General features: G+C 56.0%; 24 protein-coding genes. 4 read left to right on the top strand and 20 right to left on the bottom strand.

The window, feature by feature from the left end; all coding sequences use genetic code 11:
- Window positions 1-83: 83 nt before the first annotated feature.
- From JIN85_RS15785 to JIN85_RS15750, 8 genes are all read right to left on the bottom strand, one after another.
- Window positions 84-2,420 carry a M56 family metallopeptidase gene (locus JIN85_RS15785; RefSeq protein ID WP_200272498.1) on the bottom strand — a complete coding sequence of 779 codons (2,337 nt, stop codon included), beginning with the start codon at window positions 2,418-2,420 and terminating at the stop codon, window positions 84-86.
- Between the two features lies 1 nt (window position 2,421).
- Window positions 2,422-2,802 (bottom strand): BlaI/MecI/CopY family transcriptional regulator, encoded by a 381-nt coding sequence (locus tag JIN85_RS15780; protein ID WP_200272496.1) that lies wholly within the window; start codon window positions 2,800-2,802, stop codon window positions 2,422-2,424.
- Between the two features lie 119 nt (window positions 2,803-2,921).
- The gene (locus JIN85_RS15775; protein WP_325109632.1) at window positions 2,922-3,305 is read right to left on the bottom strand and encodes a VOC family protein; all 384 of its coding nucleotides are present in this window, start codon (window positions 3,303-3,305) and stop codon (window positions 2,922-2,924) included.
- 53 nt (window positions 3,306-3,358) lie between these two features.
- Window positions 3,359-3,772: a hypothetical protein gene (locus tag JIN85_RS15770; protein ID WP_200272494.1), complete on the bottom strand. Its 414-nt coding sequence runs from the start codon at window positions 3,770-3,772 to the stop codon at window positions 3,359-3,361.
- 53 nt (window positions 3,773-3,825) lie between these two features.
- Entirely contained in the window at window positions 3,826-4,104 is a 279-nt protein-coding gene (locus JIN85_RS15765) for a hypothetical protein (RefSeq protein ID WP_200272491.1), read from the bottom strand.
- Window positions 4,097-4,639, bottom strand: coding sequence for an RNA polymerase sigma factor (locus tag JIN85_RS15760; RefSeq protein WP_200272489.1), 543 nt, complete (start codon window positions 4,637-4,639; stop codon window positions 4,097-4,099). The genes JIN85_RS15765 and JIN85_RS15760 overlap by 8 nt, the downstream gene beginning before the upstream one ends.
- A 75-nt stretch (window positions 4,640-4,714) precedes the next feature.
- The gene (locus JIN85_RS15755; protein ID WP_200272487.1) at window positions 4,715-5,149 is read right to left on the bottom strand and encodes a Spy/CpxP family protein refolding chaperone; all 435 of its coding nucleotides are present in this window, start codon (window positions 5,147-5,149) and stop codon (window positions 4,715-4,717) included.
- A gap of 48 nt (window positions 5,150-5,197) precedes the next feature.
- Window positions 5,198-5,563: a hypothetical protein gene (locus JIN85_RS15750; RefSeq protein ID WP_200272485.1), complete on the bottom strand. Its 366-nt coding sequence runs from the start codon at window positions 5,561-5,563 to the stop codon at window positions 5,198-5,200.
- Between the two features lie 165 nt (window positions 5,564-5,728).
- Here JIN85_RS15750 and JIN85_RS15745 point away from each other — a divergent pair, with 165 nt between their 5' ends.
- A complete protein-coding gene (locus JIN85_RS15745; protein WP_200272483.1) occupies window positions 5,729-6,181 on the top strand; it encodes a universal stress protein in 453 nt (150 codons plus the stop codon).
- Window positions 6,182-6,203: 22 nt separating this feature from the next.
- Here JIN85_RS15745 and JIN85_RS15740 read toward each other — a convergent pair whose 3' ends face one another.
- Window positions 6,204-8,330 carry a prolyl oligopeptidase family serine peptidase gene (locus JIN85_RS15740; protein ID WP_234047463.1) on the bottom strand — a complete coding sequence of 709 codons (2,127 nt, stop codon included), beginning with the start codon at window positions 8,328-8,330 and terminating at the stop codon, window positions 6,204-6,206.
- 122 nt (window positions 8,331-8,452) lie between these two features.
- Window positions 8,453-9,835 (bottom strand): dihydrolipoyl dehydrogenase, encoded by a 1,383-nt coding sequence (gene lpdA, locus JIN85_RS15735; protein ID WP_200272481.1) that lies wholly within the window; start codon window positions 9,833-9,835, stop codon window positions 8,453-8,455.
- 332 nt (window positions 9,836-10,167) lie between these two features.
- Here lpdA and JIN85_RS15730 point away from each other — a divergent pair, with 332 nt between their 5' ends.
- A complete protein-coding gene (locus JIN85_RS15730; RefSeq protein ID WP_200272479.1) occupies window positions 10,168-10,440 on the top strand; it encodes a hypothetical protein in 273 nt (90 codons plus the stop codon).
- A gap of 18 nt (window positions 10,441-10,458) precedes the next feature.
- On the opposite strand, the gene pdeM is transcribed toward JIN85_RS15730, so the two are convergent.
- Window positions 10,459-11,106 carry a ligase-associated DNA damage response endonuclease PdeM gene (gene pdeM, locus JIN85_RS15725; protein WP_200272477.1) on the bottom strand — a complete coding sequence of 216 codons (648 nt, stop codon included), beginning with the start codon at window positions 11,104-11,106 and terminating at the stop codon, window positions 10,459-10,461.
- Window positions 11,103-13,529: a ligase-associated DNA damage response DEXH box helicase gene (locus tag JIN85_RS15720; protein ID WP_200272475.1), complete on the bottom strand. Its 2,427-nt coding sequence runs from the start codon at window positions 13,527-13,529 to the stop codon at window positions 11,103-11,105. Before JIN85_RS15720 ends, pdeM begins: the two co-directional genes overlap by 4 nt.
- 98 nt (window positions 13,530-13,627) lie before the next feature.
- Between JIN85_RS15720 and JIN85_RS15715 the strand changes: the two genes are divergently transcribed.
- The gene (locus JIN85_RS15715; RefSeq protein WP_200272473.1) at window positions 13,628-14,059 is read left to right on the top strand and encodes a hypothetical protein; all 432 of its coding nucleotides are present in this window, start codon (window positions 13,628-13,630) and stop codon (window positions 14,057-14,059) included.
- 5 nt (window positions 14,060-14,064) lie between these two features.
- Here the strand turns inward: JIN85_RS15715 and JIN85_RS15710 are convergent, their stop codons facing one another.
- The 6 genes from JIN85_RS15710 to JIN85_RS15685 form a co-directional block, all read right to left on the bottom strand.
- The gene (locus JIN85_RS15710; RefSeq protein ID WP_200272471.1) at window positions 14,065-14,907 is read right to left on the bottom strand and encodes a hypothetical protein; all 843 of its coding nucleotides are present in this window, start codon (window positions 14,905-14,907) and stop codon (window positions 14,065-14,067) included.
- 102 nt (window positions 14,908-15,009) lie between these two features.
- The gene (locus JIN85_RS15705) at window positions 15,010-15,309 is read right to left on the bottom strand and encodes a transcriptional regulator (protein WP_200272469.1); all 300 of its coding nucleotides are present in this window, start codon (window positions 15,307-15,309) and stop codon (window positions 15,010-15,012) included.
- Window positions 15,309-15,926, bottom strand: coding sequence for a hypothetical protein (locus JIN85_RS15700; protein WP_200272467.1), 618 nt, complete (start codon window positions 15,924-15,926; stop codon window positions 15,309-15,311). The genes JIN85_RS15705 and JIN85_RS15700 overlap by 1 nt, the downstream gene beginning before the upstream one ends.
- 96 nt (window positions 15,927-16,022) lie before the next feature.
- Window positions 16,023-20,279, bottom strand: coding sequence for a PVC-type heme-binding CxxCH protein (locus JIN85_RS15695; RefSeq protein ID WP_200272465.1), 4,257 nt, complete (start codon window positions 20,277-20,279; stop codon window positions 16,023-16,025).
- Window positions 20,280-20,320: 41 nt separating this feature from the next.
- Window positions 20,321-21,214 carry a helix-turn-helix transcriptional regulator gene (locus tag JIN85_RS15690; protein WP_200272463.1) on the bottom strand — a complete coding sequence of 298 codons (894 nt, stop codon included), beginning with the start codon at window positions 21,212-21,214 and terminating at the stop codon, window positions 20,321-20,323.
- A 90-nt stretch (window positions 21,215-21,304) separates the two neighbouring features.
- Window positions 21,305-21,841 (bottom strand): hypothetical protein, encoded by a 537-nt coding sequence (locus JIN85_RS15685; RefSeq protein ID WP_200272461.1) that lies wholly within the window; start codon window positions 21,839-21,841, stop codon window positions 21,305-21,307.
- Between the two features lie 116 nt (window positions 21,842-21,957).
- Here JIN85_RS15685 and JIN85_RS15680 point away from each other — a divergent pair, with 116 nt between their 5' ends.
- Window positions 21,958-22,422 (top strand): NUDIX domain-containing protein, encoded by a 465-nt coding sequence (locus JIN85_RS15680; protein WP_200272459.1) that lies wholly within the window; start codon window positions 21,958-21,960, stop codon window positions 22,420-22,422.
- Here JIN85_RS15680 and JIN85_RS15675 read toward each other — a convergent pair.
- Both JIN85_RS15675 and leuD read right to left on the bottom strand, forming a co-directional pair.
- A complete protein-coding gene (locus JIN85_RS15675; protein ID WP_200272457.1) occupies window positions 22,380-23,198 on the bottom strand; it encodes an HAD family hydrolase in 819 nt (272 codons plus the stop codon). The genes JIN85_RS15680 and JIN85_RS15675 overlap by 43 nt on opposite strands.
- A gap of 63 nt (window positions 23,199-23,261) precedes the next feature.
- Entirely contained in the window at window positions 23,262-23,861 is a 600-nt protein-coding gene (leuD, locus tag JIN85_RS15670; RefSeq protein ID WP_200272455.1) for a 3-isopropylmalate dehydratase small subunit, read from the bottom strand.
- Between the last annotated feature and the right edge of the window lie 20 nt (window positions 23,862-23,881).

Here is a 23,881-nt window from a genome sequence, read left to right as displayed (position 1 = left end):
ACATCTAACAAGATATTTAGGAAAAGTTTAGCATCTTTTGTCAACTACTCGTGTCAAAACGATGAATCATGGCCGAAAATGGGCTATCGAGACTCTGGAGCATCGAGGCACAGCGCTTCAAGAATCGCTCGCGCAATCGGACCACGGACTCTTCCGACTGCCCCGCTACCTTGGGCCATCACCGCCACGGCATAGCGCGGATTTTCCGCCGGAGCGTATCCGATGAACCAGGCATGAGCTATGGCTCGCCCCCGATCCATTATTAGACCCGTGCCCGTTTTTCCACTGATCTTGACCAAATCACTGCGAGCCGATTGCCCCGTGCCACCGGATGCGTTGACGCAATCTTCCATGCCAAGGCGGATCGTCGCGAGATCACGCTGATTCCACCCGAGCTTGACCAGGTCCGCGCGCAACTGAGGCGGCTCATCCAGTGCAACCCGCGGCACCCAAACTTTGCCACCATTGCCGATGGCCGCAGCCAGCACTGCAAGCTGCTGGGGACTTGCACGTGTAAAGACTTGTCCAATCCCGACAAGTGCAAGGGACCGCTGGGAAATTGGATTTTCATCGCCGGCCTGCGACGAGATTTTCTCCAAACCCAGCACTTCCGCTGCGATGTCCAATTCCTTCTGGCCCATCATCATGGCAAGTTGGCTACGATAACAATTGCAGGCATTGGCGATTCCAGCTCGTAAACCCAGCGGTCCATGGCTGTTTCCATACGAATTTTTTATCCAACAGTTAATCTTTGCACCATCGACGCTAAGTGAGCCCGTGCAGTCGAAAACGGCATGCTCCCCTTGCCCGGTGCGGGCTGCTGCGACTGCAGCTACCAAACTGTAAGTGGCTCCCTGCACAAACTTAGCGGTTGTCTGGTCAAGCAACGGCTGATTGGGATCTTTGCTCAACTTTTTCCAATACCCCGGTTCAATCTGGGGAACGAACTGCTGCGGCTCAATTTCCGGAACTGAAGTACTCGCCAGCACTTCACCATTCCGACAATCCAATACCACCACCGCACCGCGCTCCACTCCAGCATTCTGAATCGCAGTCTCAACGATTTGCTGGGCCTTCAAATCCAGCGTAAGCCGGACATCATTTCCAGCGGCCAATGACTGGTCGAAATTTTTCTCCGCGCCCGAGACTCCGATGAATCGAGGAGATACCCACCCGATCTGATGCGCTGCGGCTTTGCCGTGAGGGTACTGGCGCATTTGGTCACCTGAACTTTCCGCCAAAACCAATCCATTCCGATCGAGAATCCTGCCCCGTACGACAACTTCAGGCTCGCCTGCACGAAGCATCGCCAGCGGCCCCCCAACAAAAACAGCGAGGGTCGCAAAACCAAGCATCAGCAAACGACTCGCCGCTCGACGATTTTTGGTCGGGTCCAACAATCCGCAAATTCGGTTATCCAGTCCGGACGACCTCGCCATGCCGAGCGCCATGGTTGGGATTTTGTCGATGCTGAAATCCGCCCCGAGCTCCAGCATCTGCGCTGCGTAATCACTGGATCGGACGCCATGCCTCAACACCGCATCGTCGCAGGCATTTTCCTGTTCGATCCGTAATTGCCGGACCGCCCACCATGCCAATGGATTGAACCAATGCAGCGCCAACGCCAGATGCGCGATCCATAACGCAAGCGGGTCGTTACGCCGCAAATGCGAAAGCTCATGCAGCAGCACCGCGCGGATTCTCTCATCCGGCCATGTCTGCGCTTTCTCAGGCAGCAACACGACTGGCCTGAAAATGCCCCAAACCATCGGCATCTGCGCAGCATCGCCGAGCAGGATCGTCACGCGGCGCCGGATGCACAAATCCGCTTTGAGGGTCTCACAAATCTCGAACAGTGGCCCTGAATCCAAGCGGTGTGCTTTGGACTTTTTGCGTCGCAAGCGCATTGAACTGATCCCTAGCGGAACTGCCAGAACTGCCGCACCCACGAACCACACCCCAATCAGATCACTTACCGGAACTCGAAAAATCTTTGGCTCCGCAGACGCCACGGATGCCGGGGTTTTCGGCTCAATCGCTGTGGAAAATCCAGCTTCCGGCACGTCATCCGCCGGGAGCAACTCCTCCACATTCAGAATTTCAGCGGGCTGTTTGCTTGGCTCCGCCGCCAATACCTGCGCTGGTTTTTGCAGCAACAAACGCGGTGCTTCCTCCCAGCGCATCCACGATGGCAGAACCTTCCAAGCTGGCAAAATTCGGTAACCGAAAGGGAGTAATATGGCCCCGACCAATGCGCACACCCATACCAAATGCCGCTGCGCCGCAGAGGCACGGCGCAGGCAAACGGCGACCAGTGCCGCCAACGCGAGCAACAAGCCAACCTTCGCAATGCCATCCAGCGCATGCAGAAAAAACGAAGCGGCCGACGCGGATCCGACCAATACCAGCCGAAGATTCATGCTATCTGCCCTCCTTCCTCGCTTGTTCGATGAGGGCCTTGAGCCGGGCTAGCTCTTCTTCGGGGATCGAGCGCCGCTCGGTAAGATGTGCGGCCAAGGCTTCATCGAGCGAGCCGCCGAAAAAAGTATCGATCACATGCTGCAGCGCTTTCTTGCCGATCCCCTGTTTCGACTGCTTTGGCTGATACACCACTTCCCGCCCCTCGCCGACCCGCTTGAGAAATCCCTTTTCCTCCAAGATGTGCATCATCCTGCGCACCGCCATCGGGGTCGGCGGGTCCGCCAAGGCAGCAACCACTTGATTCACCGTTGCCTCGCCACAGCGAAACACCACGTCCATAATCTGCCGCTCACGGCGACTCAGCTCGATCGGATCGGTCATGCGCTAATTTTTTAACGCATAAACCCCAAACGTCAATCTTTGCGTTAATTTTTTAACTCAAGTAAGCGAGAGGCTCTGGTTAAAGGATGCAGTTGCCGAAATTGGCCGGGATTTGGCGCTTAGTCTTTGCGTTCCAGAATTTCGACCTCGTAGCCATCTGGATCGGTCACGAATGCCATTTTCCGGTCGCCGCTGGTGAATTTCTCGCGCCAGCCGGATGGCCAGATTTCGATGCCGGATTTTTCCACCCGATCGCAGTAGTCGATGATGTCCGGCACGCCCAATGCGGTGTGCATGAGGTCCTCCGGACAGGTGGTGGTGTAATCCGGCGAATAAGTCAGTTCAAGGAACACCGGGTTTCCAGGCAATTCCATGAACACCAGTTTGTTACCTTGGGGTGAATCTTTCCGTTCGCCCTCGATGTAGCCGAGCTTTTTGTAGAAGGCGATCGAGAGATCGAGATCACGGACACGGATGCGGGTATGCAGAAATTTGATTTTCACGCGGCCAAGTTTGCCCAGAAGTCGCGGATTGCCAAACCGTGATTTTGCGGAACTCAGCGGTTTTCCAGAGGATCGATGCCCCAGGGCAGGAGCCGCTCGCGGGCGATTTCACGAAATTTCTGGCGTTTTTCCTCCGGCAGTCGCTTGCCGATCCGGATCACCGTGCCGATGCCGATGCGGCGCACGTCCCGGCCGATGCCCGTGCGCACCGCGCGCATTTGGACCCGGGTTTGTTCCAGCTCTTCGCCGACCGCCTCTTGCTCGGCAGCGGTCAGATCCAGCTCTTTGGTCAGATTTTTCTCAAGCCGGTTGAACATGAGGTCGACGGGCCCGCTGCTCCGATTCGGGTTGCGCAGATTTTCACGAAATGTCGCCTGGAGGCGCTTCGAGATCACCATGGAGGTGACGCCAACGCCACCAACGGCGCCAAGCAGAAACATCAGCACCAGCAGCGCGATGGCTTTCATGGACACTCGGGATTTCGATGGCGTGGTGAGTTCGGTCGACATGATCGGTTGGATTAAAAAGCAAAGCTCATCAGAAGCGAGAGGTCTTCGGTCGCGCGGTAGCCGCCGTAGCCAATCAGGCCCGTCGCCAAAACACAGCAACCGAAGGCAAAGCGAACGCCCCAGTGGTGTGAGGAAGAGAGTAGAATCTCAGCAAGATTCGGCTTCGGCCGGGAAGGCCTGCGGGATGGGATCGCCGCGAGCACGGCGTGCCGGACATCGATCACGGGCGGTGTCGCCGAGCGCGCACGCTGCGAAAGATCAGTCCAGGATGGGGTTTCGTGGTCATTCATAGCGGTAGCCGAGTTGGGATAAGGTTTTTTGCAGGGATTTGCGGGCTCTGAAAGCTTTGACTTTGGCTTTGGCGCGGCTCCAACCGAAATGGCCGGCCGCTTCCTCCATCGACATGCCGTGGAGGTGGATCAGGGTGAGGAGCGCCTGATCATCGGCAGGAAGTTTGGAAAGCAACACGCGGGCTTCTTCCAAAGCTGCGTTGGCCGGATCCTGGTCCTCCGGCGCGGAACTTTCGGGGAGAATTTCCAGGTATTCGATCGGTGAACGTTTTTGCTTCCGGCAGTATTCAAGCCCGGTGCGAACGGCGATTCGCTTGAGCCAATGCACGAAGGGTTGCCTCGGTTCCCAATCGGGCAAGGCATTCCAGGTTTTGATGAATGAGTCCTGAACCATGTCTTCAAGATCGGCGTTGGATTTCGCGAATCGGTGAAGAATCGCGGCAAGCATCGGTTGATGCCGTTCCACCAGTTGACCGAACGCGTCCGCATCTCCCGCACGGGCGCTCAGGGCAAGGTTCAGATCGGGATCTGCCATGGGGGTTTGGCCTGGTGAAACGGAGAAACGGACACCGGCACATCATCGCCGGTATCCGTGGAAGCAGGAAGCAGTTCACAGACCTTTCGAAAGGAAGGATGCGCGGGCGTCTTCCAAGGTTTTGATTTGCTCCGGAGTCAAAATCGGCCGGATTTCGGAGAAGATGGAAGCGACCAGCAAGGCGCGGGATTTGGCAACGCTGGCGATTCCATCGGCGGCGGTATCCGCTTCCTTCGAGTCCGCTCCATACGTTTCGGTGGCGGATTTCATCTTGGATCTGGCGTCCTGAGCAGCAGCGCGTTGTGCCTTCAACTCGTCTTTATGACTGAGAAGAACTTCGCGGACTTGCGACCGCTGGCTCTGGGTGAGGTTCAGATCATCACGGATTTTCATGAATTCTTGGGCGATCGGGCCATTGAATTGAGAAAATGGGCGCGCGCTCGCAAGGGGTGCCGAAAGGGCGAAAGTCGAGCAAAGCACGGGCAGGCAGAGGTAGGATTTCAGGTTCATGATCGTTTTTGGTTTTGTGTTTGGTGGTTCTTTTTTGAGTTCAGGAAATTATCGCACCCGCACCACAACGGCTGCTGGCGGGCAAGGACGAGGCACAGGAGTGGCGACGAAAACAACGCGGCGTGGATAAACCGCAACAGCGGGAGCACAACGGACCGGAGCTGGCCCAGCCACCACAGTCACTGCTGCATGCGGTGCGGTGGTAACGGTCTGGGTTTTCACGACTGAATTCCCATTCGGACCGGTGCGAACCACGGTGCGAGTGGCTTGATAACCTGCGCAGCCCGAAGTTTGGACGGTCCTGGTGGCGGTGTTTCCTTGCGGGCCGGTTACCACGCGAGTCCGGGTGCCAGCTTGGGCAGTGGCGCAGGTGGCCAGTGCAGCCACGGTGAGAAGGATCGATTTGAGTTTCATGACTTTGGTTTCTGATGATTTCGGAGCGCTCGGGTTGCGCCCTACATCCTCCCAAATGCCCGGTGTCGCGATTTGGTTACAAAAAAGTGCATGCAGCATCATTTCATGCGCATTGATTGATCATTCTTTGCGGGGAAGCATCCGCAATGCTACCAATTAACTGTTATGAAAACGATTGTTGCAGCTGTTGATTTCTCAAATGCCACCCCCGGAGTCCTCGAAATGGCTGGGAGGTTGGCGGATTCTTTTGGCGCCGAGCTCCACCTACTCCATGTGGTAGAGCCTGAACCCGCCTATACTGCATATGGTTTCACTCCGGATGAATTTCCGGCCATGAATGCGTTTCAGGAAGAAGCCCGGCGCCGCGCAGGCGTGAAACTTGAGGAGCTTCACTTCGATCTGGTCCATGAGCACGCCAAAGTCGTCCGGCGCCTTAGCGAAGGCAGCCCGCTACACACCATCATCGACTACGTCGCGGAAACCAAAGCAGATCTGGTCGTTTTGGGAGCTCATGGCCACGGCGCTGTTGCAGCCCTGCTGCTCGGCAGTGTCGCGGAAGGCCTGGTCCGTAAAGCAGTAGTGCCGACACTCGTCGTGCCGGCACCAGAGGTAAAGTAAGCGATTTCGGGCTTCCCGGGACTTATTTGGTGCCGGGAAGTGAGGCTTCCAGAAACGCCCATTCGTCAGATGCGCGCTCGATCACTTTCGATAGCGCGGTCCCGGCTCCGTGGCCGGCGCTGGTATCCACGCGGATCAGCACTGGCGGGCCATCCTTGGCCTGACATTCCTGAAGGCGCGCCGCAAACTTGAAGCTATGTGCCGGCACCACGCGATCGTCGTGATCCGCAGTCGTCACCAAAGTCGCTGGATAACGCGTCCCGGGTTTCAACGAATGGTAGGGCGAATATTTCAACAGCAATGGGAAATCTTTGGCGTTATCCGAGCTCCCGTATTCCTTGGTCCAAGCCCAGCCGATGGTGAATTTCTGGAACCGCAGCATGTCCATCACGCCAACCGCAGGTAATGCAGCGCCGAACAAATCAGGCCGTTGGGTCATGCAAGCGCCAACCAGCAAACCACCGTTGCTGCCACCTTGGATCGCCAGGTTTTTCGAACTGGTGTAGCCTTGCTTGATCAAGGTTTCGCCAGCGCCGATGAAGTCATCGAACACGTTTTGCTTGTTGTGCAAACGTCCGGCATCGTGCCACTCACGGCCGTATTCGCCACCACCGCGCAGGTTCACCACGACCAGAACGCCACCCCGTTCCAGCCACACCGCGCGGGTTACGGAAAATCCGGGCAACATGCTGATCTGGAATCCGCCGTAGCCGTAAAGCAGAGTCCGATTTGATCCATCCAATTTCAGATCTTTGCGGTGCACGATGAACATCGGAACCTTGGTGCCATCCTTGCTTTCGAAAAACTCCTGCTTGGTGACATAGTTCTCGCCATCGAAATCGACCTCAGGCTTCCGCCACAGTTCGCTTTTGCCGGAAGCAATGTCCAACCGGTAAATCGCACCAGGATTGGTAAAGCTGGTGAACGCGAAAAAGGTCTGAGTGTCCTCCATCTCACCCCCGAAGCCGCCTACGGTGCCAATCCCCGGCAATTCCAGCTCCAGCGGATTCTTGCCATCCAGATCGTAACGAACCACCCGGCTCCGGGCGTCTTTCATGTAGGTCACGATGAACTTGCCGCCAACCATGCTGACGTAATCCATCGGTTCTGCCGCTTGCGGGATGATTTCCTGCCAGTTTGCTTTTTCCGGTTTGGCGGTATCGATCGCGATCACCCGGTTGCGCGGAGCATCCAGATCGGTTTGGAAATAAAACACCGAGCCGATATTCCCCAGAAAACCGTAGGAAGCATCTCCTTCCGGCAGCAGCTCAACCACTTCCGCATCCTTATCGGTGAGCGACTTGTAGAAAACCCGATTTTTCGGATCGGTGCCTTGGGAAAGGTCAATGATCAGGAACTTTCCATCATCGGTCACACCACCACCGATCCCCCATTGTGGCTGATCCTTGCGCTCATACACCAAGGCATCCTTCTCCTGCGCCTCACCGATTTTGTGGAAATACAGCTTCTGAAACTCGTTCTTCTGCGTGAGATCCGCCCCTTCTTCCGGCTCCGGATAGCGGCTGTAGTAAAACCCGCTATCGTCCGCCGCCCAAGAAAGGCCGCTGAACTTGATCCACTTCAAGTGATCTTCCAGATCCTTGCCGGTGGCAATGTCACGGACGCGGATTTCCAACCAGTCACTGCCACCGCCGGAAGTCGCATACGCCAGCAATTTTCCGTCATGGCTCGGGCTGGTTTTTGAAAGCGAAACCGTGCCGTCCTTTGACATCTGGTTGGGATCGAGCAGTTCCCGCGGTTCGCCATCCAGAGAATCCGCGACATAAAGCACTCCCTGATCCTGAAGGCCTGAGTTTTTGACAAAGAACCACTTGCCGCTCTCTTCACGAGGAATGCCGACGCGCTCGTAATTCCAGAGCTTCTTCAGGCGCTCACGGATTTCCTCCCGTTGGGGAAGCGTCTCGAGATACTTTTGAGTGACGGCGTTCTCCGCTTTGACCCAAGCTTTGGTTTCCTCGGAATTGTCGTCTTCCAACCACCGATAAGGGTCGGCCACTTCGACGCCGTGGTAGACGTCCACGACCGCATCTTTCTTCGCTTCAGGGTATTCCAGTTTCATGGCTTCGGCACCGGCACATTGGCCCGCGATCCAAACCAGGCCAGGAATCATCAATTTGGGAGCATGCATGATTTTCAATGCTCAAGCCCTACACGATGTCACGCCACCACCCAACTGGTTTCCGGCAAAAAACAAAAAACTCCGGCCAACACGAGGTCGACCGGAGTTGGGTGAATTCGTCAACTCACTGATCAGAAGTGAATCGCGTGACCTTCGGCCGCAAGAGTCGCTTCGTGGATCACTTCGGACATCGTTGGGTGAGCGTGGATCGTCGCGTGGATTTCCTCGCTGGTGAGCTCCTGATCGATCGCGAGGCCCATTTCAGCGATGAGCTCGGTCGCATTTTCACCGATGATATGAGCGCCAAGGAGTTCGCCGTGCTTTTTGCCGTAGAGGAGCTTGGCAAATCCATCCGGCTCGCCGGATGCGATGGCCTTGCCGATGGCAACAAACGGAATCTTGCCGACGGTGTATTCGATGCCTTCTTCCTTGAGGGCGCGCTCGGTCTTGCCGATCGATGCCACTTGTGGATGGCAGTAGGTGCAACCAGGGAAATTCTTCACCTTGCGAGGGGTGTGCCCCTCAACATACAGACCTTCAACCGCTTGAACTGCCTCGAAGGATGCAACGTGAGCGAGCCATGGCGGACCTGCGATGTCACCCGCTGCGTAAACGCCCGGGATCGAGGTTTCATAGCGATCGCCGATTTTGATGTAACCACGGTCGGTAAGCTCAGGCTGCTGGCCACCCGGGAGAACCGGCTGCACGCCGATCGCGACAAGCGCGACATCCGCTTTGAGGGTGCCTTTTTCTTTCGGACCTTCCACGGTCACTTCCACGTGATCGCCTTTGTCAGCGGTCGCAGTGATCTTGGTGTTGGTGAGAACGCGGATGCCTTGCTTGATCAGGGATTTTTCCAATGCATCACCGATTTCATCGTCTTCGACCGGAAGAATGCGAGGCAGCATCTCGACCACCGTGACCTTGGTGCCGAATGCGTTGTAAATGTAGGCGAACTCGATTCCGATCGCGCCCGCACCGATGATGATCATTTCCTTCGGCTGGTTCGGCATCACCATGGCTTCCTTGGAGCCGATGACCGAAGTGCCATTGAATGGAAGGGGTGGCAATGGACGGGATTTGCATCCGGTCGCGATCAGGATGTCTTTGGTTTCCAGTGTCTGGGTGGTGCCATCTGCTGCTTTGACACCGACTTTGCCAGTGCCTTCGATGGAGCCGAAACCGCGCACGTAATCGACCTTGTTCTTCTTGAACAAGAACTCGATGCCGCCGGCGAGACGCTCGGAAACCTTGCGGGAACGGCCGATCACGGAGGACCAGTCATATTGCAGGTTGTCAAAGCTGAGGCCGAATTCCTTCGCGCGATGGGCAAGCGTGTGGAAAAGCTCCGCGTTTTTGAGCAATGCCTTCGTTGGGATACATCCCCAGTTCAAGCAGGTGCCGCCAGCACGGTCCGCCTCGACACAGGCGACTTTTTTTCCAAGTTGGGCAGCGCGGATGGCGGCGACGTAGCCGGCAGGGCCGCCACCGATGACAATGAGATCGTAGGCCATGGAGTAGGGAGGTTCTGAGTTGCTGCCGGAGCGTGCAGTCCCCGTCCAAGCTTGTCAAAGGGTGAAAGGTGGAATTTCACCTACTTGCTGACCAAGCGCATTACGCGATCGCGGAATGTTCATTCGATCAAATTCTGCAATTCTTCAGGAGTTCATCGCTTGCGGACGGCCCTGCCACGCATTCGGTGAAAACTCCCCCCGTAAACGAAGGGGGCGCCCAAATATACCGGCCCCCCTTCGTTTTCCCCTTTGTTCTGGCGGTCTGGGCTTTTCTTACTGCATGCCAATCCAATGCCCCATTGACGCTGCAAGTTTGTGGGTGAAATTGCCGGATGCGGATCAAAACCTTCGTCGATACAAATCCCGAGGATGCCGAAAGCCGGGTGAACCGATGGTTATCGCGCAATCCTGGCATCGAAGTCGTACAGCTCGCGCAATCCGAATCCGGATGCTCTGACCACGGTCCATGGTCGGTCACCATCACCCTGCTCTACCGCGAAGCGACCAAAGAAATCCAGGAAGAGATCTCACTCACCTCGGAACGGGCGCTCGAAGATCCGGTTGTGATGGAATTTCCAAATCAGGAAACCATCGGCTCGGCCTAGGTCACGGGTAGCCACTTCTCACCGCAGGAGTTGCTCAGGGACTTCCGTGATTTTAGCTCCGGGTGCGACGAAGACCCGGTCATTTTTCTGGATTTCTACAATACGTCCTCCGGTAAAAGTGCCAAAAGAAGGAAGGACCAGCATTTCGTGACGCAGCAAAAAGCACGGGAGCCGCAGCGAAGTGCGCTTGCCATCGGCAATGCGTGCGACCGGATGCCAATGACCGCAAATGGTGGGCACGCCGTCCGGAGCATCGGCAGGATCATGAACCAAATGAAATCCGTTGCAGTCGATGATTCGAGCCGGGTTGAGACCATCGGGAAGTCGCTTGAACTTTTCCTCATGATTTCCAATGACCAACTCCACCGGAATGCCCAGTTTCTCGATCCATTGCTGCAACAATGACTCCAGCCGTGGGGAAATTCCTGCAGGCGAGTGGAACAAATCGCCATTGATGATCAACCGCCGCGCTTGCACCTCATGCGACAAGTTCAGCAAGCGGGTCAGATCCGCTTCCGTGTCGCCTTCCGGGACTGCCAATCCTTTCGCCTGAAAAGCGGCGGCTTTCCCCAAGTGGACATCGGAAACCACCAAGGTGCGATCTTCTAACAAAACTCCGTGCCCCGGCAGCAATTCCAATGAGCTGTTTCCAATGCTAAGTTTCATTTCGCAGCCGCGCGGTTCAGTTCATCGATCATCGCCTCAAGCCGGGTCGCAGCGTCCGCAGGCGACATCGTGGCGGAGAATGACTCGGCCCACAACGGAAACGCGAGCGGGCTGAGATGATCCAGCTCCACCAAATGAATCGGGCGCTGCTGCAAATCTTCCAACGAGCGCGCGAGCCGGGTGAACTCGAGTTGCTTTTCGAGAATTTCCCGCCGCGACTGTTCAAGCAGCAGGTTCTCTGGATCGTAGCGTTCGAAGACCTCGAACAACAAGCGCGAGCTGGACTGCAATTCGCGCTGGGACCGATTCGGCCTGCCTGGTGGAGTTTGTAGAATCAAGCCCGCGACTCGGGCAATTTCCCGGAACTGACGACGCGCCATTTCCGCTGTGTTCATGCAGGAAATGAGATCGTCCAACAAATACTCCGTTCGTAGTAGTTCACGGATGATTTTCTCATCGAGATGCAAACCACGCCGGGCGCTGAGGCAAAAACCATAATCATTCTGCGTGACCGAGATGCTATCGGTTAGATTCATCCGCCAGGCAATCAGGGCTCCCAATCCTTCGTGCACCAAACGACCTGCCATCGGATAGAAAAACAAATGTTCTCCATCCCGGGAGTGGGCATGCTCGATCAATAAAATCCGATCATCCGGCAAAGACGACCACCGGCGCTGGATATCAAGAATCGGCTCTACGGCGCCCATTTCCACCGATCGCCCGCCTTCCCCGCGCAGCCGTGCCGCCATCGCATGGGCGAGCTCATTGGATAACGGCATTTTGTTCCCGCCCCAGATTGCGACCACGCCCTTGGCTTGCTTGGTCGCCATTTTCACCGTGGCGATACGTTGGTGAATGCGGACCAAAACCAGGCGCCGCCCCGCGAACACGAATTGCGAGCCGGGCTTCAATCGGTCGACAAATCCTTCCTCCACCGTGCCGAGTGTCTTTCCATTCGCTAGCCGGACCGTCATGTGGCTGTCCGCAGAAATGGTGCCGATTGAAAGCCGGTGCTGCTGGATCAATTGCTTGCCGTCCACCACGTATCGGCCATCTAACAATCGAGCCTTGCGATAGCGATCGTAGGCCGTCAGCGCTTTTCCTCCCGTGGAGATAAACCCGAGACACCATTCCCACTCCGCATCGGTTAGATCCTGATAGGCATGACTCGATTGGATCTCACGCCGCATTTCATCCGCGGCGAATGGTTCTCCGATCGCGCAGGTGACGAGGTGCTGGACCAACACATCGAGTGGTTTTCGCAATGGAACCCGGGTTTCGATGTGACGTGCTTTTGCAGCATCACGCGCTGCCGCAAACTCCACCAACTCCATCGCATGGGTGGGCACGCCAAGAATGCGCGAGGTTTTGCCCGGTTGGTGACCTGATCGACCCGCACGCTGCAAAAGTCGCGCAATCCCCTTCGGTGAACCGACCTGCATCACTTGGTCGACCGGTGAAAAATCAACCCCGAGATCCAGCGACGCAGTGCAAACCACGCAACGCAAGGTCCCATCCCGCAATCCATTTTCCACCCGCTCCCGCTCTGCCCGATCCAGCGAGCCATGATGCATTGCAAGTTGATCCGCCCAATCCGGCTTTAACTCTAACAAGGCCTGAAACCAAATCTCGGTTTGGGATCGGGTATTGGTGAAAAGCAAGGTCGTCCGGGCTTTTTCCAGCTCTCGGACGACTTGAGTTGCAAGCCGTGTGCCGATATGCCCGGCCCAGGGAAAGCGCTCGATTTCACGCGGGATCAAGGTCTCGATCTCGATCTGCTTTTTCAGATCAGCTGAAATCGTCACCGCATGGTCACTAGCATTTCCAAGCAGGACATCCCGCGCTTCATCCAGATTTCCCAGTGTTGCAGAAAGTCCCCAGATGCGCAGGCCCGGAAACCATGCCCGCAGTCTTGCGAGACAAAGTTCTGTCTGGACCCCGCGCTTGGTTCCTAACAACTCATGCCACTCATCGACGATGACAGTGGTTAGATTGGCGAGGCGATCACGCGTGTCACCGTGGGTCAGCATCAGCGATAAGCTCTCCGGCGTGGTTACCAAACCGAATGGTAGCTTTTTCCGCAGCCGCGCCCGCAGCGCCGACGGCGTATCCCCGGTTCGCGCCTCGACTTGCAATTCCGGAGCTAAAATTTCCAGCGGCTCGCGCATTGCTCGCAGCGTGTCCTGCGCGAGCGCACGAAGTGGAGTGAGCCAAAGGACACCGCAGCCAACTGACTTTTCAGGAAAATTCTTGCGAGCTTCCGCCACAGGTCCGAGCCAAACCGCGAGGGTTTTGCCCAATCCGGTCGGCGCATGAACGAGCCCCGATTTTCCCTCTGCGTGGGCCCGCCAGGTTTGCTTTTGAAATGGAAACGGTTTCCAACCTTTTGCATCAAAAAAAGGCCGGAGTTCACGCAAGGACATGCATCCTACTATGCATTGGAACACGATTTCTCAACTCCCGGATTCACTTCAATCCAACACAGGATCATCCAGGACAACATCGCGGAAAAAGTGAATCGATGGATACCTTGCGAATTGTCAATTCATGGCTATATCACCACGATTTACGCATGCCTCTCCAATTTGACCCCACTATTTGGTTACTCCTCCAACTCACGGGTTCGATCGCCACCGGGATCATTGTCTATGCTGGATTCCTATGCAGAAAGAGCAAAGGCGCGGGATCTTGGCTTTTGATTTTTGGCGGAGGTCTTTATTTGGCCGTACAGGTAGCCTATCTGGTCATATCTGTATCACAAAATATCCTGCACCTCGATATTCATAAGCTTCAAGACGCCCTAGTTCGTTTTGCGACGCCTCTCGAATTTGTCGGACAACTTGGCCACGTTTTGATTGCGTGGGGTCTATTACTTTTGGCTTTGAAGGGAAAAAGACTTCATGAACGGGTTTCCCAATTGGAGTCGATCCTCACGGAGGAAAATCGCTCTTGAAAAATTCATGATTTGCCCGCGATTGCCCGGGCAACCGATCGGACGGTGTCATCCAATGCAAACCCGCCCGCGGTGAGCAAGACCCGCTTGCAGTCCGATAAATCCGGCAGCTCATGAGGCGCTCCAACAATCGTCGCCGGCCTGCTTTGCCTCAGCGCTGAATCCGCCAGGGCATCGGATGAGGCTTCGCCGCGGCGACCTATGATGATGACATGGTCGGCATTTGCCAATTGCCGCTCAAGAGCTTGTTCGCGCGCTTTCATGGATTGGCTCACGGTATTGAGAAACGTAAAATCCGCATCGCGCCAGCGGTGGCGGAGCTGTTCCGAAAGCCAGGCAATCCTTCTCGGCGCGAGAGTGGTTTGGCAAACTGCCGCACTCCGTGGCGCGAAATACAGCCGGGCGATGTCCGTGGTGTCCTCCAGCACCCGTGCGTTCGGCTGACTTTCACATATCGCCTTGGACTCCGGATCGCTATGCCGACCGATCACAAACAGCGTGGACGTTTCCATTTTCAATATGCCTAGCGAAACTTGCGCGCGCCGGACTTGTGGTGAGGTCAAATCGATCAGCGGAACGTTTGCGGCGGTCCACTGCTTTTGTTTTTTGGGCGAGATTCCACAATAGGGAATGACGATCCGGGAAAAACGGAAAAACTCCGTCTCGTCCACCAGTTCCACCACCCCGAGCGAGGCCAGGTGCGCACTCACGCCATCATCGGGCATGAACCGACCCACCACCCCGATTTCGCCTTCTTCCGCAAGCTCCTCGATTCTTGCAAGGGCCCGCCTGGCATCGGCATCCATTCCAAGCTGCGTCGCAACCTGAAGATTTTGATTCCTTATCATCGTTTTCATAACTTTGTATGGCAAAGTATTGACGGCGACCTATCGGTTTTTCGTCAGCTCACGGTAAACTTTGTATCACAAAGTGAATTGCTGACAAGGGGATTATTTGCCGAGATTCAAAATCTGTTCCAGCACCGCCAGATAACTCATGAACGCCTCACGACCGGTAGGGGTAAGGGTGTAGAGGGTTTGGGGCCGACCATCACCTGACAGCTTACTGGCTTGGATGAACTCTGCTTTTTCCAGTGTCCGCAAATGGGTGATCAGGTTTCCATCCGACATATCGAGCTCTGCTTTCAGATCCTGAAAGGGCCAAGCGTTGGGACGCGACGCGAGAAGGGTCATGATGGAAAGACGGCCCTTTTCATGAATCGTGCGATCGAGCTGGGAGAAATCGATCATCAGTGAGCTTCGTGGCGCTGGTCAGTTAGGAGAATCACCCCTCCGTAAATGATGTGAAATCCGCCAAATGCAATCGCCATCAGATGCGAACCGTTCACGCCCTTCATCCAGGCGCTGATCACTTGCACCGCATCGGAAAATCCGGCGAGCGTCGAGACTCCAAAAATCACGAACGCCCAACCGAGCCAGGTCATGGATTTGGGGGCAAATTCCCGGATCGCCAGCAGGGCCAGGCCATAGTGCAAAATCCAGATGCAAGCCGCCGGAACATCCGATCCGGACCTGACAAAAAGAAGTCCGAGAAATCCTCCGGAAACGATCGGCGGGATCGCGCCCTTGAGAGCCAGCTTAAGCCCCGAACTCCAAAACGGCTTTCCGTGGGCGGTGCTCGTTCGATTGACCTGGACGATGTTGAAAATCATCACCAAGGCCAGCCCTCCGAGCCACCAAACCGCCCAGGACCAGCCGATTTTTCCTTCGGAAAACCAAGCTGCAGCCAGCGCGGCGGCACCGCCAATGAGTGCCGTTTCGCCGGAAAGAGCCCGAAAAATCGTGGCCCTCTCCATCATGGTGCGGATGATTTTTAACTGTTCCGCTGCCTCCTCGCGCGTGGTCATACCGTGCTTTGCCATACAAAGCCGCTCCCATGCAAGCGACAACAACTTGGCTGAAGAAACCAATCGATTCTCCAGCCAACTTGCGGGCGGATTCGCTCACGGATCAACCGCCCCACCCGCGTCTGGAGGCGAGGCCAATTTACCATCGGCACCAGCGGCCTCCAGAGTGATTGCTGCTACCATGGGCGCCGTATTTCCTTCTGAACTCGTGAGGATCAGCTTTTCAATGGCCTGGCCGCCTTTCTTCAGATCTCTCCAAAGGTAGCGAATCTGACCGTGATCGACCAGGTCGACAAAACTCGATCCCGGCACATCCACCCGCGCGATGTGATCGGCGATGTCCACCCCGTTGGTTAGCACGATTTCTTCAGAGTCACCGCTTTCGTAAACGACCGTGATGGTGAGAACAGGCACCTTTTCTTGCGCAGCGGGAAATCCCCAACCGCCCACGCCACCCAACACATGCAACCGACCGGCTACCGCATGCACCGGGATCTCCACGCTCGCAGGCATCGTCCTGCTGACCACTTGATCTCCCATGCCGCCTTTCAGGACGATGACATTCTTTCCGGTCGCAGAAACCGACGGATCCTGGAGGTCGAATGGCACCCCGTTTGCCTCGACCAAGCCATATTGCTTGAGCGATACGCGATCGACATCCGAAGACGTGGACAGATAAACGCCGCGACTGCCATCTGCTGTAGCTGCTTTACCAAACGCAACCGTGCGGAACCGCTGCTCACCAGAACGAAGGTAGGCGATGAGATCGCGCAACGCGATCGGCCCCAGACCTTCGAAACCCTCGGGCATCAGCGACTTACCCGTATCCGTGCGCGAGGTGATTTCACCGCGTGGGACTTCAACTTCGCCGCCAGCATTGGTCAAAAACAGACTGCCTTCATTTTCACGACTGATGAATCCGCTGACCGTTCGGCCATCCCGCGTTGTCACATTCCAGGTGTGGTAGCTCGGTTCCACCTCGCGGTTTGGATCGACAATGTGAGTGAGCAGAGTTTCCACGCCATGAACGCCAATTCCTTCGAGAACGGGGCCGATGTGATTGCCCTCGCCCTTGAACAAATGGCATGCCGCACAGGTCGCGAACAATTGCTTGCCAGCTGCCGGGTCACCCGGTTTTGAAACTTCAGGCAACAGGCGCTGGATCACCGCCTCCTTCGCCTCTGTCGCGCCACGAAAACGTTTCACGACCGGCGCTGCGTATTCACGCACACTCGCGTCCGGATGTTCCGCGAGTCGCGTCAGCATCTGCGGCCCAACCACCCCTACGGTCACGGATTGGTCGTTGATCGCATCGATCAGGAATTTCGCTGAAGAAGGGCGAGCCAGCAGCGCTTCCAGCAGCGCCGGTTTATCTTTTGGTGAAATCGATGGCAGCAGCGCCACCATCAGCCGGGCCGCATCGACCGAAGGATTTGGCAGTAGTGTTTTGAAAATAGCAGGCCTCAACTCATCTGAACCAGCCGCAGTTTGCCGGAGGTGATCCGCCAAAGGTCCAGGAAACACCGGCAAGCTGGCTAGTGCAGCAAGCGCATCCGGATCACGTGGCGATTTCGCGAGAATCCGCTTCACCGGGGGCAACAATTTTTCCGGCAACTCGTCTGCCTTCCAGGCACGAGCGGCCAATGGCAGAGTCGCCGCCGTCACCCGCGCATCTTCGCTGGCCGCGAGGGTTTCCAAGGCTCTGGAAAATCCCTCGCCTGCGGGTAAATCCCGACCTTGTAGCGCGGCAAGCGCAGCGATCGCGATCTCAGGCACTGGCTTCGCAGCGAGCGTCTGCATCATGGAAATGAGCTCCGGTTTGCGTTCTGCTTCCGATTTGAAAAGCCGGGCGATGAGGTCGGTTTGGCGTGCAGGCTCAGCCGATTCCAAGGCCGCTGCCAGCACTTCTTGCGGTTGTGAAAGAGCCAGACGAGTCACCGCGGCACGTGTCCAGGGGTCTTCTGCAAGCGATTGCAAATGAATGACCAGTTTCGGCTGGATCAGCGATTTCCGAGGGATGGCCTGCAACAAGCGAAGCCGCACTCTCGGCTCGGTTTCCCGTTCCAGACTGGTCTGCATCGTGGTTAAAATGGAATCCGTCATCAGTGCCGGATGCTCGGAAATGACCCGTGCGATGGTCGTTCTCACTGCCGGATCTGTATCCAGCAAGGCATCACGGATTTCCTTTTCCGAGAGCACACCGGCTGCCGATCGAATCCACAGGGCATGCAAGCGCGCCCACCCCGTCGCGCCCTCCAATTGACGCACTGCGGATTGCAGATTTCCCTCCTCGATCAAGCGCTGGGCGTGAAATCGAACATTCCGGTTCGGGTGGCTCAACGCTGCGATCTGACCGTCCAAGGTGGTCAAATCGGCTTTCGGCAACTTCACCGATTCGAGATTTTGATAACGCAGGATTCGCCCGAAAAAGTGATCCCGGTCCGGTCTCGCTGCTTGGTTGTTCCACAAATGCGTGGGTCCACGCGGGTCGTTGTGAAGGATTGCCTGATTGTAGAAATCGATCACATAAAGCTCCCCATCCGGACCGATCCGCGTATCGACCGGGCGGGTCCAGAAATCGCGCGTCGCGGAAAACTCCTCATCTCGAGTTTTCGAAGCAAGGAACGAAACCCCCGCCGCATCGAGTTTTTCATGGTGCAAAATATGCACCGTCGGCTCCGCCGTGAAATACCCGTGGTTCCATTTTTCCGGCCAGGCACCGCCTTCGTAAATCGCACACCCACAAGCTGCAGTGAATGATCCGATGACATCATTCGGTTGGTTCGCCACGATCTCCTCCCACGACATCAGCGGTTTTACCGGACGCAGATGCACCAACACATTCCACGACGGAACATCGCCCATTTCGCCTTCTGCCATGAGCTGATCCGTCGCAGGCAAATGCATCACCAAGTCCCCGGATGTTGGCTGGGTGAAGAAAATTTCTCCATCCGAGGTGTAGGAAACGCCCCAGCAATTCCCAGACTTGGCGCTCACCATCTCAATCGCGCTGCCGTCTGGCCGGAACCGGACAACTCCTGAACCAATCGGCCCGAAGTCGGTCTTGCCGTCGCCAGAAGTCACTTTCGGAGAACTCGAATATCCGTGAGTTGCATAAATCCAGCCATCCAGTCCCCAGCGCAAATTGTTCAGCACCGCATGACGGTCAAACGTGCCGAGATTCGTATAGAGCACCTCCCGACGATCCGCTTTGCCATCTCCATTCGTGTCTCGAAGTCTCAGAATTTCTGGAGGTTGCGACACAATGATGCCGTCTTTGTAAAAGCAGAAGCTGGTCGCCAGATCCAAATCGTCCGCAAAAACATGCTTCCGGTCCATCACGCCATCACCGTCCGTGTCCTCAAGCCACGAAACCGTGTCGCGCGCCAGGCGTTGCGCCGGGGGCGGCTCGGGCAATTGGGTATCCCTCTGCCAAACCGAATACATCGACTCCGGCCCGCCGCCTTTTCGCCCTTCCGGGTACTCGACACTTTCGATCACCCAAAGCCGCCCCTTTGCATCCCAATCGAGATTCAACGGCTTGGAAATCAATGGCTCTGCTGCCACCAGCTCGACTTTGAAATCCGGGTGAGTCTGGATCGTTGCCACGGATGCCTGCGGGCTTAATGGCCCGCCCGGTGGATAAGTCAGGGTTTCCGGCGAAACGTTCGATTTCAGCATTTCATCGCCAGCCAACCGACCCGCCCAATTCATCGCCCGCAGCAACATGGCCTGAATCGCCGGATGCTGCAGAGTCGCTGGATTTTTCCCCGCAACCAAACAAACCACCCTCCCCTTACCCATTTCTTCGGTCCAAATCATCGGCGAAACTCCGTAGACGTAAGGTTGCGGGTCCGTGCCCTTGAGGTTTTTCCGGTTCGGGGTCCAGGTGGTTACCAGCACCTTGGCGGTATCAGGTAGGTCAAACCCGTAGAACATTTCATCCTCAATATCGAAGTTGGAAATGCCTTGGGTAATCTCCTGTTCCCGACCGATCGGCGAAAAAAACAAGGGAACTCCACCATCCCAGCGGTGGACATCCCCGGTAACAAATCCGGATTCAGGAATCGCATCGTGGACTAAAACCAAGCCGCCACCGCGATTGACGAAATCGTGCATTTGTTTGCGCGCGGCATCACTCCAATTGCCGTCGGCCAAAAGCACCACTTTGGCAGTGCCGAGCTCTTGTTCCGTCGGAAATTCCGCATGAGTCGCCACCTCGGGCAGGCCTGATTCGCCCTGGACAAAGAAGTCGGCTGGAGTTGCTGCCGATAGTTGAAATTCCAGCAGGCAAAAGCTGGCCAGGGAAATCGCCAGGGATCGGCTGGATGATAAAAGCGTTCGCAAAGGCATATCGGTGCCTTTTTACGCCGAAACCCGGCAAAGTATAGCGATCAAGCTGGATCGATAGCTGGATATGGATTTGTGATAGTTTTTGACCGCGCCGATTTGCGAATTTCCGAAGGTCGCCACCCGATCCACTTTTGAAAGGTATTCGAAAACGTGAACGGATTCAGGTAGCCGACCTGGCGCGAAATCGACTCGATTTTTTCATCCGTGGTGGAAAGCACATGTCGCGCGTGCTGCATGCGCAAAAAGGTCACCTGCTGCATCGGCGTGCGACCCAGTTCGGCGCGGCATAGTTTGCGCAAATGCTCTTTGCTCAAGCAGGCATGAAGCGCCAGCTCATCCAGTGACCAATCGTGCCCGAGTGATCCCTGCACCCGCTCCCACAGCTTCCAAAGCCGAGCGTCCTTGCGGTGAGGCTCGGCAAATTTCAGCACGTAGGAATGAATCAATTCCGTCCACAAATGCATCAGCGCCGGCGTCGCCAAATGACAGGATTCCGCATGCAAACCCTTGATGGCGTGCAATAAAGAAGTGGAATCAAAAGCACCACGAACGGGTGACCGATGAGAAATCACAGGCTGGGATTCCCGGGATTCCAAATAGCGAACGCCACACATCAGCCATGGTTCGGGCCCCAGGGCGCGCATCCCATTGGTTACGAATGGCGGCAATAAACAGGCCTCTCCCGCGCTCACCCGCTGCCATTTGCCATCGACCAAAACCAGTCCAGCTCCGCCAAAACAAGCAAGCATGAAGGTGCCGGATTGATCCTGCCGGACCATTTGAAATGGTTCTACCGCTGCGACAATTTCCACATGCGCGATGTGGTGCTGACGCAAGAGCGAACAGACCGGTTGGTCCCGAAGCCAATCCCGTTGGTCCGCAGAATCACTGCGAACCACATGGGAACGGGTCACGTGGTCGGACTCGGCAATCATCGGACGCCACGTTACCAAACTAGATCCCGATCCACAACGATCACGGTGGATTTCAGATAGATTGATCGGGCAAGATGACCCCTCGAGAGTTCATTTTACGACCAGTTTGCTCCCCCGACCGTTTTCCCAAGCTTTCCGCACGCTGTTGAAGAGGGTCGTCAGCTGGGCTTTGCTGAGAAGGCGATATTCCACCGTGTGGGCGTGGGTGGTTTCCGGATATTTCTTCACCACCATGTTTTCCAAGCCGTTTGGGTTCAATTGCCCGGCTCGCTCGATCAGATCGGACGTGCGATTCGTTAGAGCTGCCCCGGTATTTCCCGGCAGTTTTTCGGTAACCGGCTCGATGTAGTAGAATCTGGCCAACGATTGGCCGACGGTATCAATCGTCACTTCATCCACAATCAATGCACCATCGAGCAAATACTTGTGGCGGCTGACCGAGGTGATGCGGCTTAGCGCGACTTCGTATTCCCCCCCGGACATGGTCGCTTGCCAGAATCCATCTGTCCGACTGGTTTCGGTACTTTCGGAACTCTCCTGGGTATCGGTCGTATCCGTTGTTGTTTGTGCAAACAGCGGGGAAAAACCCGTCAGCAGCAAGCAGGCGGAGCATAGCAAAATCTTCATACGGCACTCTTTCACATGCGATCGCAGCCGTCCAGAATGGGAATTCTCCGACTCTTGCCAGATACTTCGCAAGAGTTAAGCATTGCGAACTCAGTGAATACGCGGCAGCTTGCGGCATGGTCCGCTTCCGTCAAAACGTTGCCGCGCTCATGGTCCGCCCGGATGGAACTTTATTGATTTGCGAGCGACTCAATGTCCCTGGCGCATGGCAATTTCCGCAAGGCGGTGTCGATGCTGGAGAAACTCTTGAGGAAGCGCTGTTCCGCGAAGTTCGGGAAGAAATCGGTCTACTGCCGACCGACTATGAAGTCGTCTCCCAACGTAGTGGATACCGCTACCTTTACCCTGAGGAAGTCAGGGCGAAAAAACTCCAAAAACACGGCAATCACGGGCAGGAGCAAACCTATTTCCTGTGCCATTTGAAAAACCCGGGCGCGAAAATCAACGTGGATCAGAAGCCCAGAGAATTCCGTGGTTACCGATGGATCGAGCCGCTGGAATTCGATCTCGATTGGCTCCCTGCATTCAAACGCGATGTCTACCGCGAGGTGATGCGCGATTTCTTCGAGGTGGAAGTTTGATTCCACCCCGATCGGTTGGCGATGCCACCTGGGTCCTCGCCGATTCCAAATAGCAGCAAGACCAGTCTGCGCAAAAAGTCCGCCTTGGAAGACCATGGCCGGGTCGGGCGCACGATTTCCCAACCCTCGGCTTCGGCTTTTCTAGCCAACGTTGGGGATGGATTCACTACGGTGGCAGTTTCACACCATTCCAGCATCGGTAGATCCGCCGTGCTGTCGGTAAAGCCGTGGCAGTGGATCAATTGACCGTCCTCAAAGTACGAGGAAGGCAGTACCTCATGCAATTTCCGCACCTTTGCATGACCCTTGTGATTGTCCAGATCCGGAAAAAACCTGGGTGAAGGAGCCGTCTCCACCGGCGTCGCCAAGGTAAGATCAAATCCAAGAAGGGCTCCGATTTCCTTCACATAAAATTCCGGGCTGGCAGATGCCAGAATCAGCAAATGCCCCTCACTGCGGTGCGTTTCCAATTTTTGCAACAGATCCGGATAGATCGAAGGCATCACCGATTCGGCAAATTCGCGGCAATATGCCTCAAGACACTCTGGACTCATCCGCCAGAGATAGCTCAGAAAAACGCGCTTCATCCCGCCAGCGCCCAAAAGACGGGTCAGCGGCAGAAACACCAGAAACACCGGTAGAAAAATCCGCCGCCATGGCTCACGACGGACCACAAAATGGCGGAACAACAGCTGGCAATCCCAAGGGATGAGCGTCCCGTCTAAATCAAATAAGGCAATCCCGACCGGCGGGGTGGATGGGAGTCGTTGGTGCACCCCCTCACTCTCCCGGCCCGACAAGCCGGGTGCAAGCCCGCAAGTCGGCACCACAGGTGAGCATCACACGTAGTGAAGCTCCGCAGCTTTTTTCTCGATCGCCGATTCGTTATCCAACAATTCCTGGATTGGATCCCAGCGACCGGAAACGAGGGCATCGCGCGCAGAATCCGGCATCGTCACCGGAATTTCCAGGCCACCAGACGTGCGGACTTTGAGCTGATCGACATCGATCGTCACTTCAACCTTCGGGTCCGCCTCAATCGCTGCGCGAAGTGCGTCAATATCAGCTGCGCTGGCGACCACACAAGGCATCGCGAGCCCGGTTGAATTGCCGAAGAAGATTTCCGCGAACGATTGCGCGATCACGCCGTTGAAGCCGTATTTGCGCAACGATTGCGGCGCGTGCTCACGGGACGAACCGCAACCGAAATTCAAACCTGCAACCAGAATCGAGGCACCATCGAATCGTGGATCGTTCAGAGGATGGTTGGTTTTGTTGCCGTGTTCATCAAACCGGACGTCGTAAAATGCAAATTCACCTAGGCCATCGAAGGTAACGCATTTCATAAAACGAGCCGGGATGATGCGGTCGGTATCAATGTCCGCGCCGGGAATGAAAATCGCACGGCCGGAAACTTGTGTGACTGGGTCGAGTGGCATGGTGGTGAGTGGAATTGAAA

Source organism: Luteolibacter pohnpeiensis, assembly GCF_016595435.1.
In the GTDB taxonomy this organism is placed as follows: domain Bacteria; phylum Verrucomicrobiota; class Verrucomicrobiia; order Verrucomicrobiales; family Akkermansiaceae; genus Luteolibacter; species Luteolibacter pohnpeiensis.
Note: the sequence above shows the minus strand (reverse complement) of the source record. Positions and strands in the feature narration are given on the sequence as shown.

Coding starts and splice junctions, on each gene's coding strand:
- JIN85_RS15770 (WP_200272494.1), bottom strand. CDS start 3,772: ATGAAAGCCATCGCGCTGCTGGTGCTGATGTTTCTGCTTGGCGCCGTT.
- JIN85_RS15740 (WP_234047463.1), bottom strand. CDS start 8,330: ATGCATGCTCCCAAATTGATGATTCCTGGCCTGGTTTGGATCGCGGGC.
- JIN85_RS15760 (WP_200272489.1), bottom strand. CDS start 4,639: ATGGCAGATCCCGATCTGAACCTTGCCCTGAGCGCCCGTGCGGGAGAT.
- JIN85_RS15785 (WP_200272498.1), bottom strand. CDS start 2,420: ATGAATCTTCGGCTGGTATTGGTCGGATCCGCGTCGGCCGCTTCGTTT.
- JIN85_RS15685 (WP_200272461.1), bottom strand. CDS start 21,841: ATGAAGATTTTGCTATGCTCCGCCTGCTTGCTGCTGACGGGTTTTTCC.
- lpdA (WP_200272481.1), bottom strand. CDS start 9,835: ATGGCCTACGATCTCATTGTCATCGGTGGCGGCCCTGCCGGCTACGTC.
- JIN85_RS15745 (WP_200272483.1), top strand. CDS start 5,729: ATGAAAACGATTGTTGCAGCTGTTGATTTCTCAAATGCCACCCCCGGA.
- JIN85_RS15780 (WP_200272496.1), bottom strand. CDS start 2,802: ATGACCGATCCGATCGAGCTGAGTCGCCGTGAGCGGCAGATTATGGAC.
- JIN85_RS15695 (WP_200272465.1), bottom strand. CDS start 20,279: ATGCCTTTGCGAACGCTTTTATCATCCAGCCGATCCCTGGCGATTTCC.
- JIN85_RS15750 (WP_200272485.1), bottom strand. CDS start 5,563: ATGAAACTCAAATCGATCCTTCTCACCGTGGCTGCACTGGCCACCTGC.
- JIN85_RS15700 (WP_200272467.1), bottom strand. CDS start 15,926: ATGACCACGCGCGAGGAGGCAGCGGAACAGTTAAAAATCATCCGCACC.
- JIN85_RS15715 (WP_200272473.1), top strand. CDS start 13,628: ATGGATACCTTGCGAATTGTCAATTCATGGCTATATCACCACGATTTA.
- pdeM (WP_200272477.1), bottom strand. CDS start 11,106: ATGAAACTTAGCATTGGAAACAGCTCATTGGAATTGCTGCCGGGGCAC.
- JIN85_RS15730 (WP_200272479.1), top strand. CDS start 10,168: ATGCGGATCAAAACCTTCGTCGATACAAATCCCGAGGATGCCGAAAGC.
- JIN85_RS15705 (WP_200272469.1), bottom strand. CDS start 15,309: ATGATCGATTTCTCCCAGCTCGATCGCACGATTCATGAAAAGGGCCGT.
- JIN85_RS15680 (WP_200272459.1), top strand. CDS start 21,958: ATGGTCCGCTTCCGTCAAAACGTTGCCGCGCTCATGGTCCGCCCGGAT.
- JIN85_RS15690 (WP_200272463.1), bottom strand. CDS start 21,214: ATGATTGCCGAGTCCGACCACGTGACCCGTTCCCATGTGGTTCGCAGT.
- JIN85_RS15755 (WP_200272487.1), bottom strand. CDS start 5,149: ATGAACCTGAAATCCTACCTCTGCCTGCCCGTGCTTTGCTCGACTTTC.
- JIN85_RS15720 (WP_200272475.1), bottom strand. CDS start 13,529: ATGTCCTTGCGTGAACTCCGGCCTTTTTTTGATGCAAAAGGTTGGAAA.
- JIN85_RS15710 (WP_200272471.1), bottom strand. CDS start 14,907: ATGATAAGGAATCAAAATCTTCAGGTTGCGACGCAGCTTGGAATGGAT.
- leuD (WP_200272455.1), bottom strand. CDS start 23,861: ATGCCACTCGACCCAGTCACACAAGTTTCCGGCCGTGCGATTTTCATT.
- JIN85_RS15765 (WP_200272491.1), bottom strand. CDS start 4,104: ATGAATGACCACGAAACCCCATCCTGGACTGATCTTTCGCAGCGTGCG.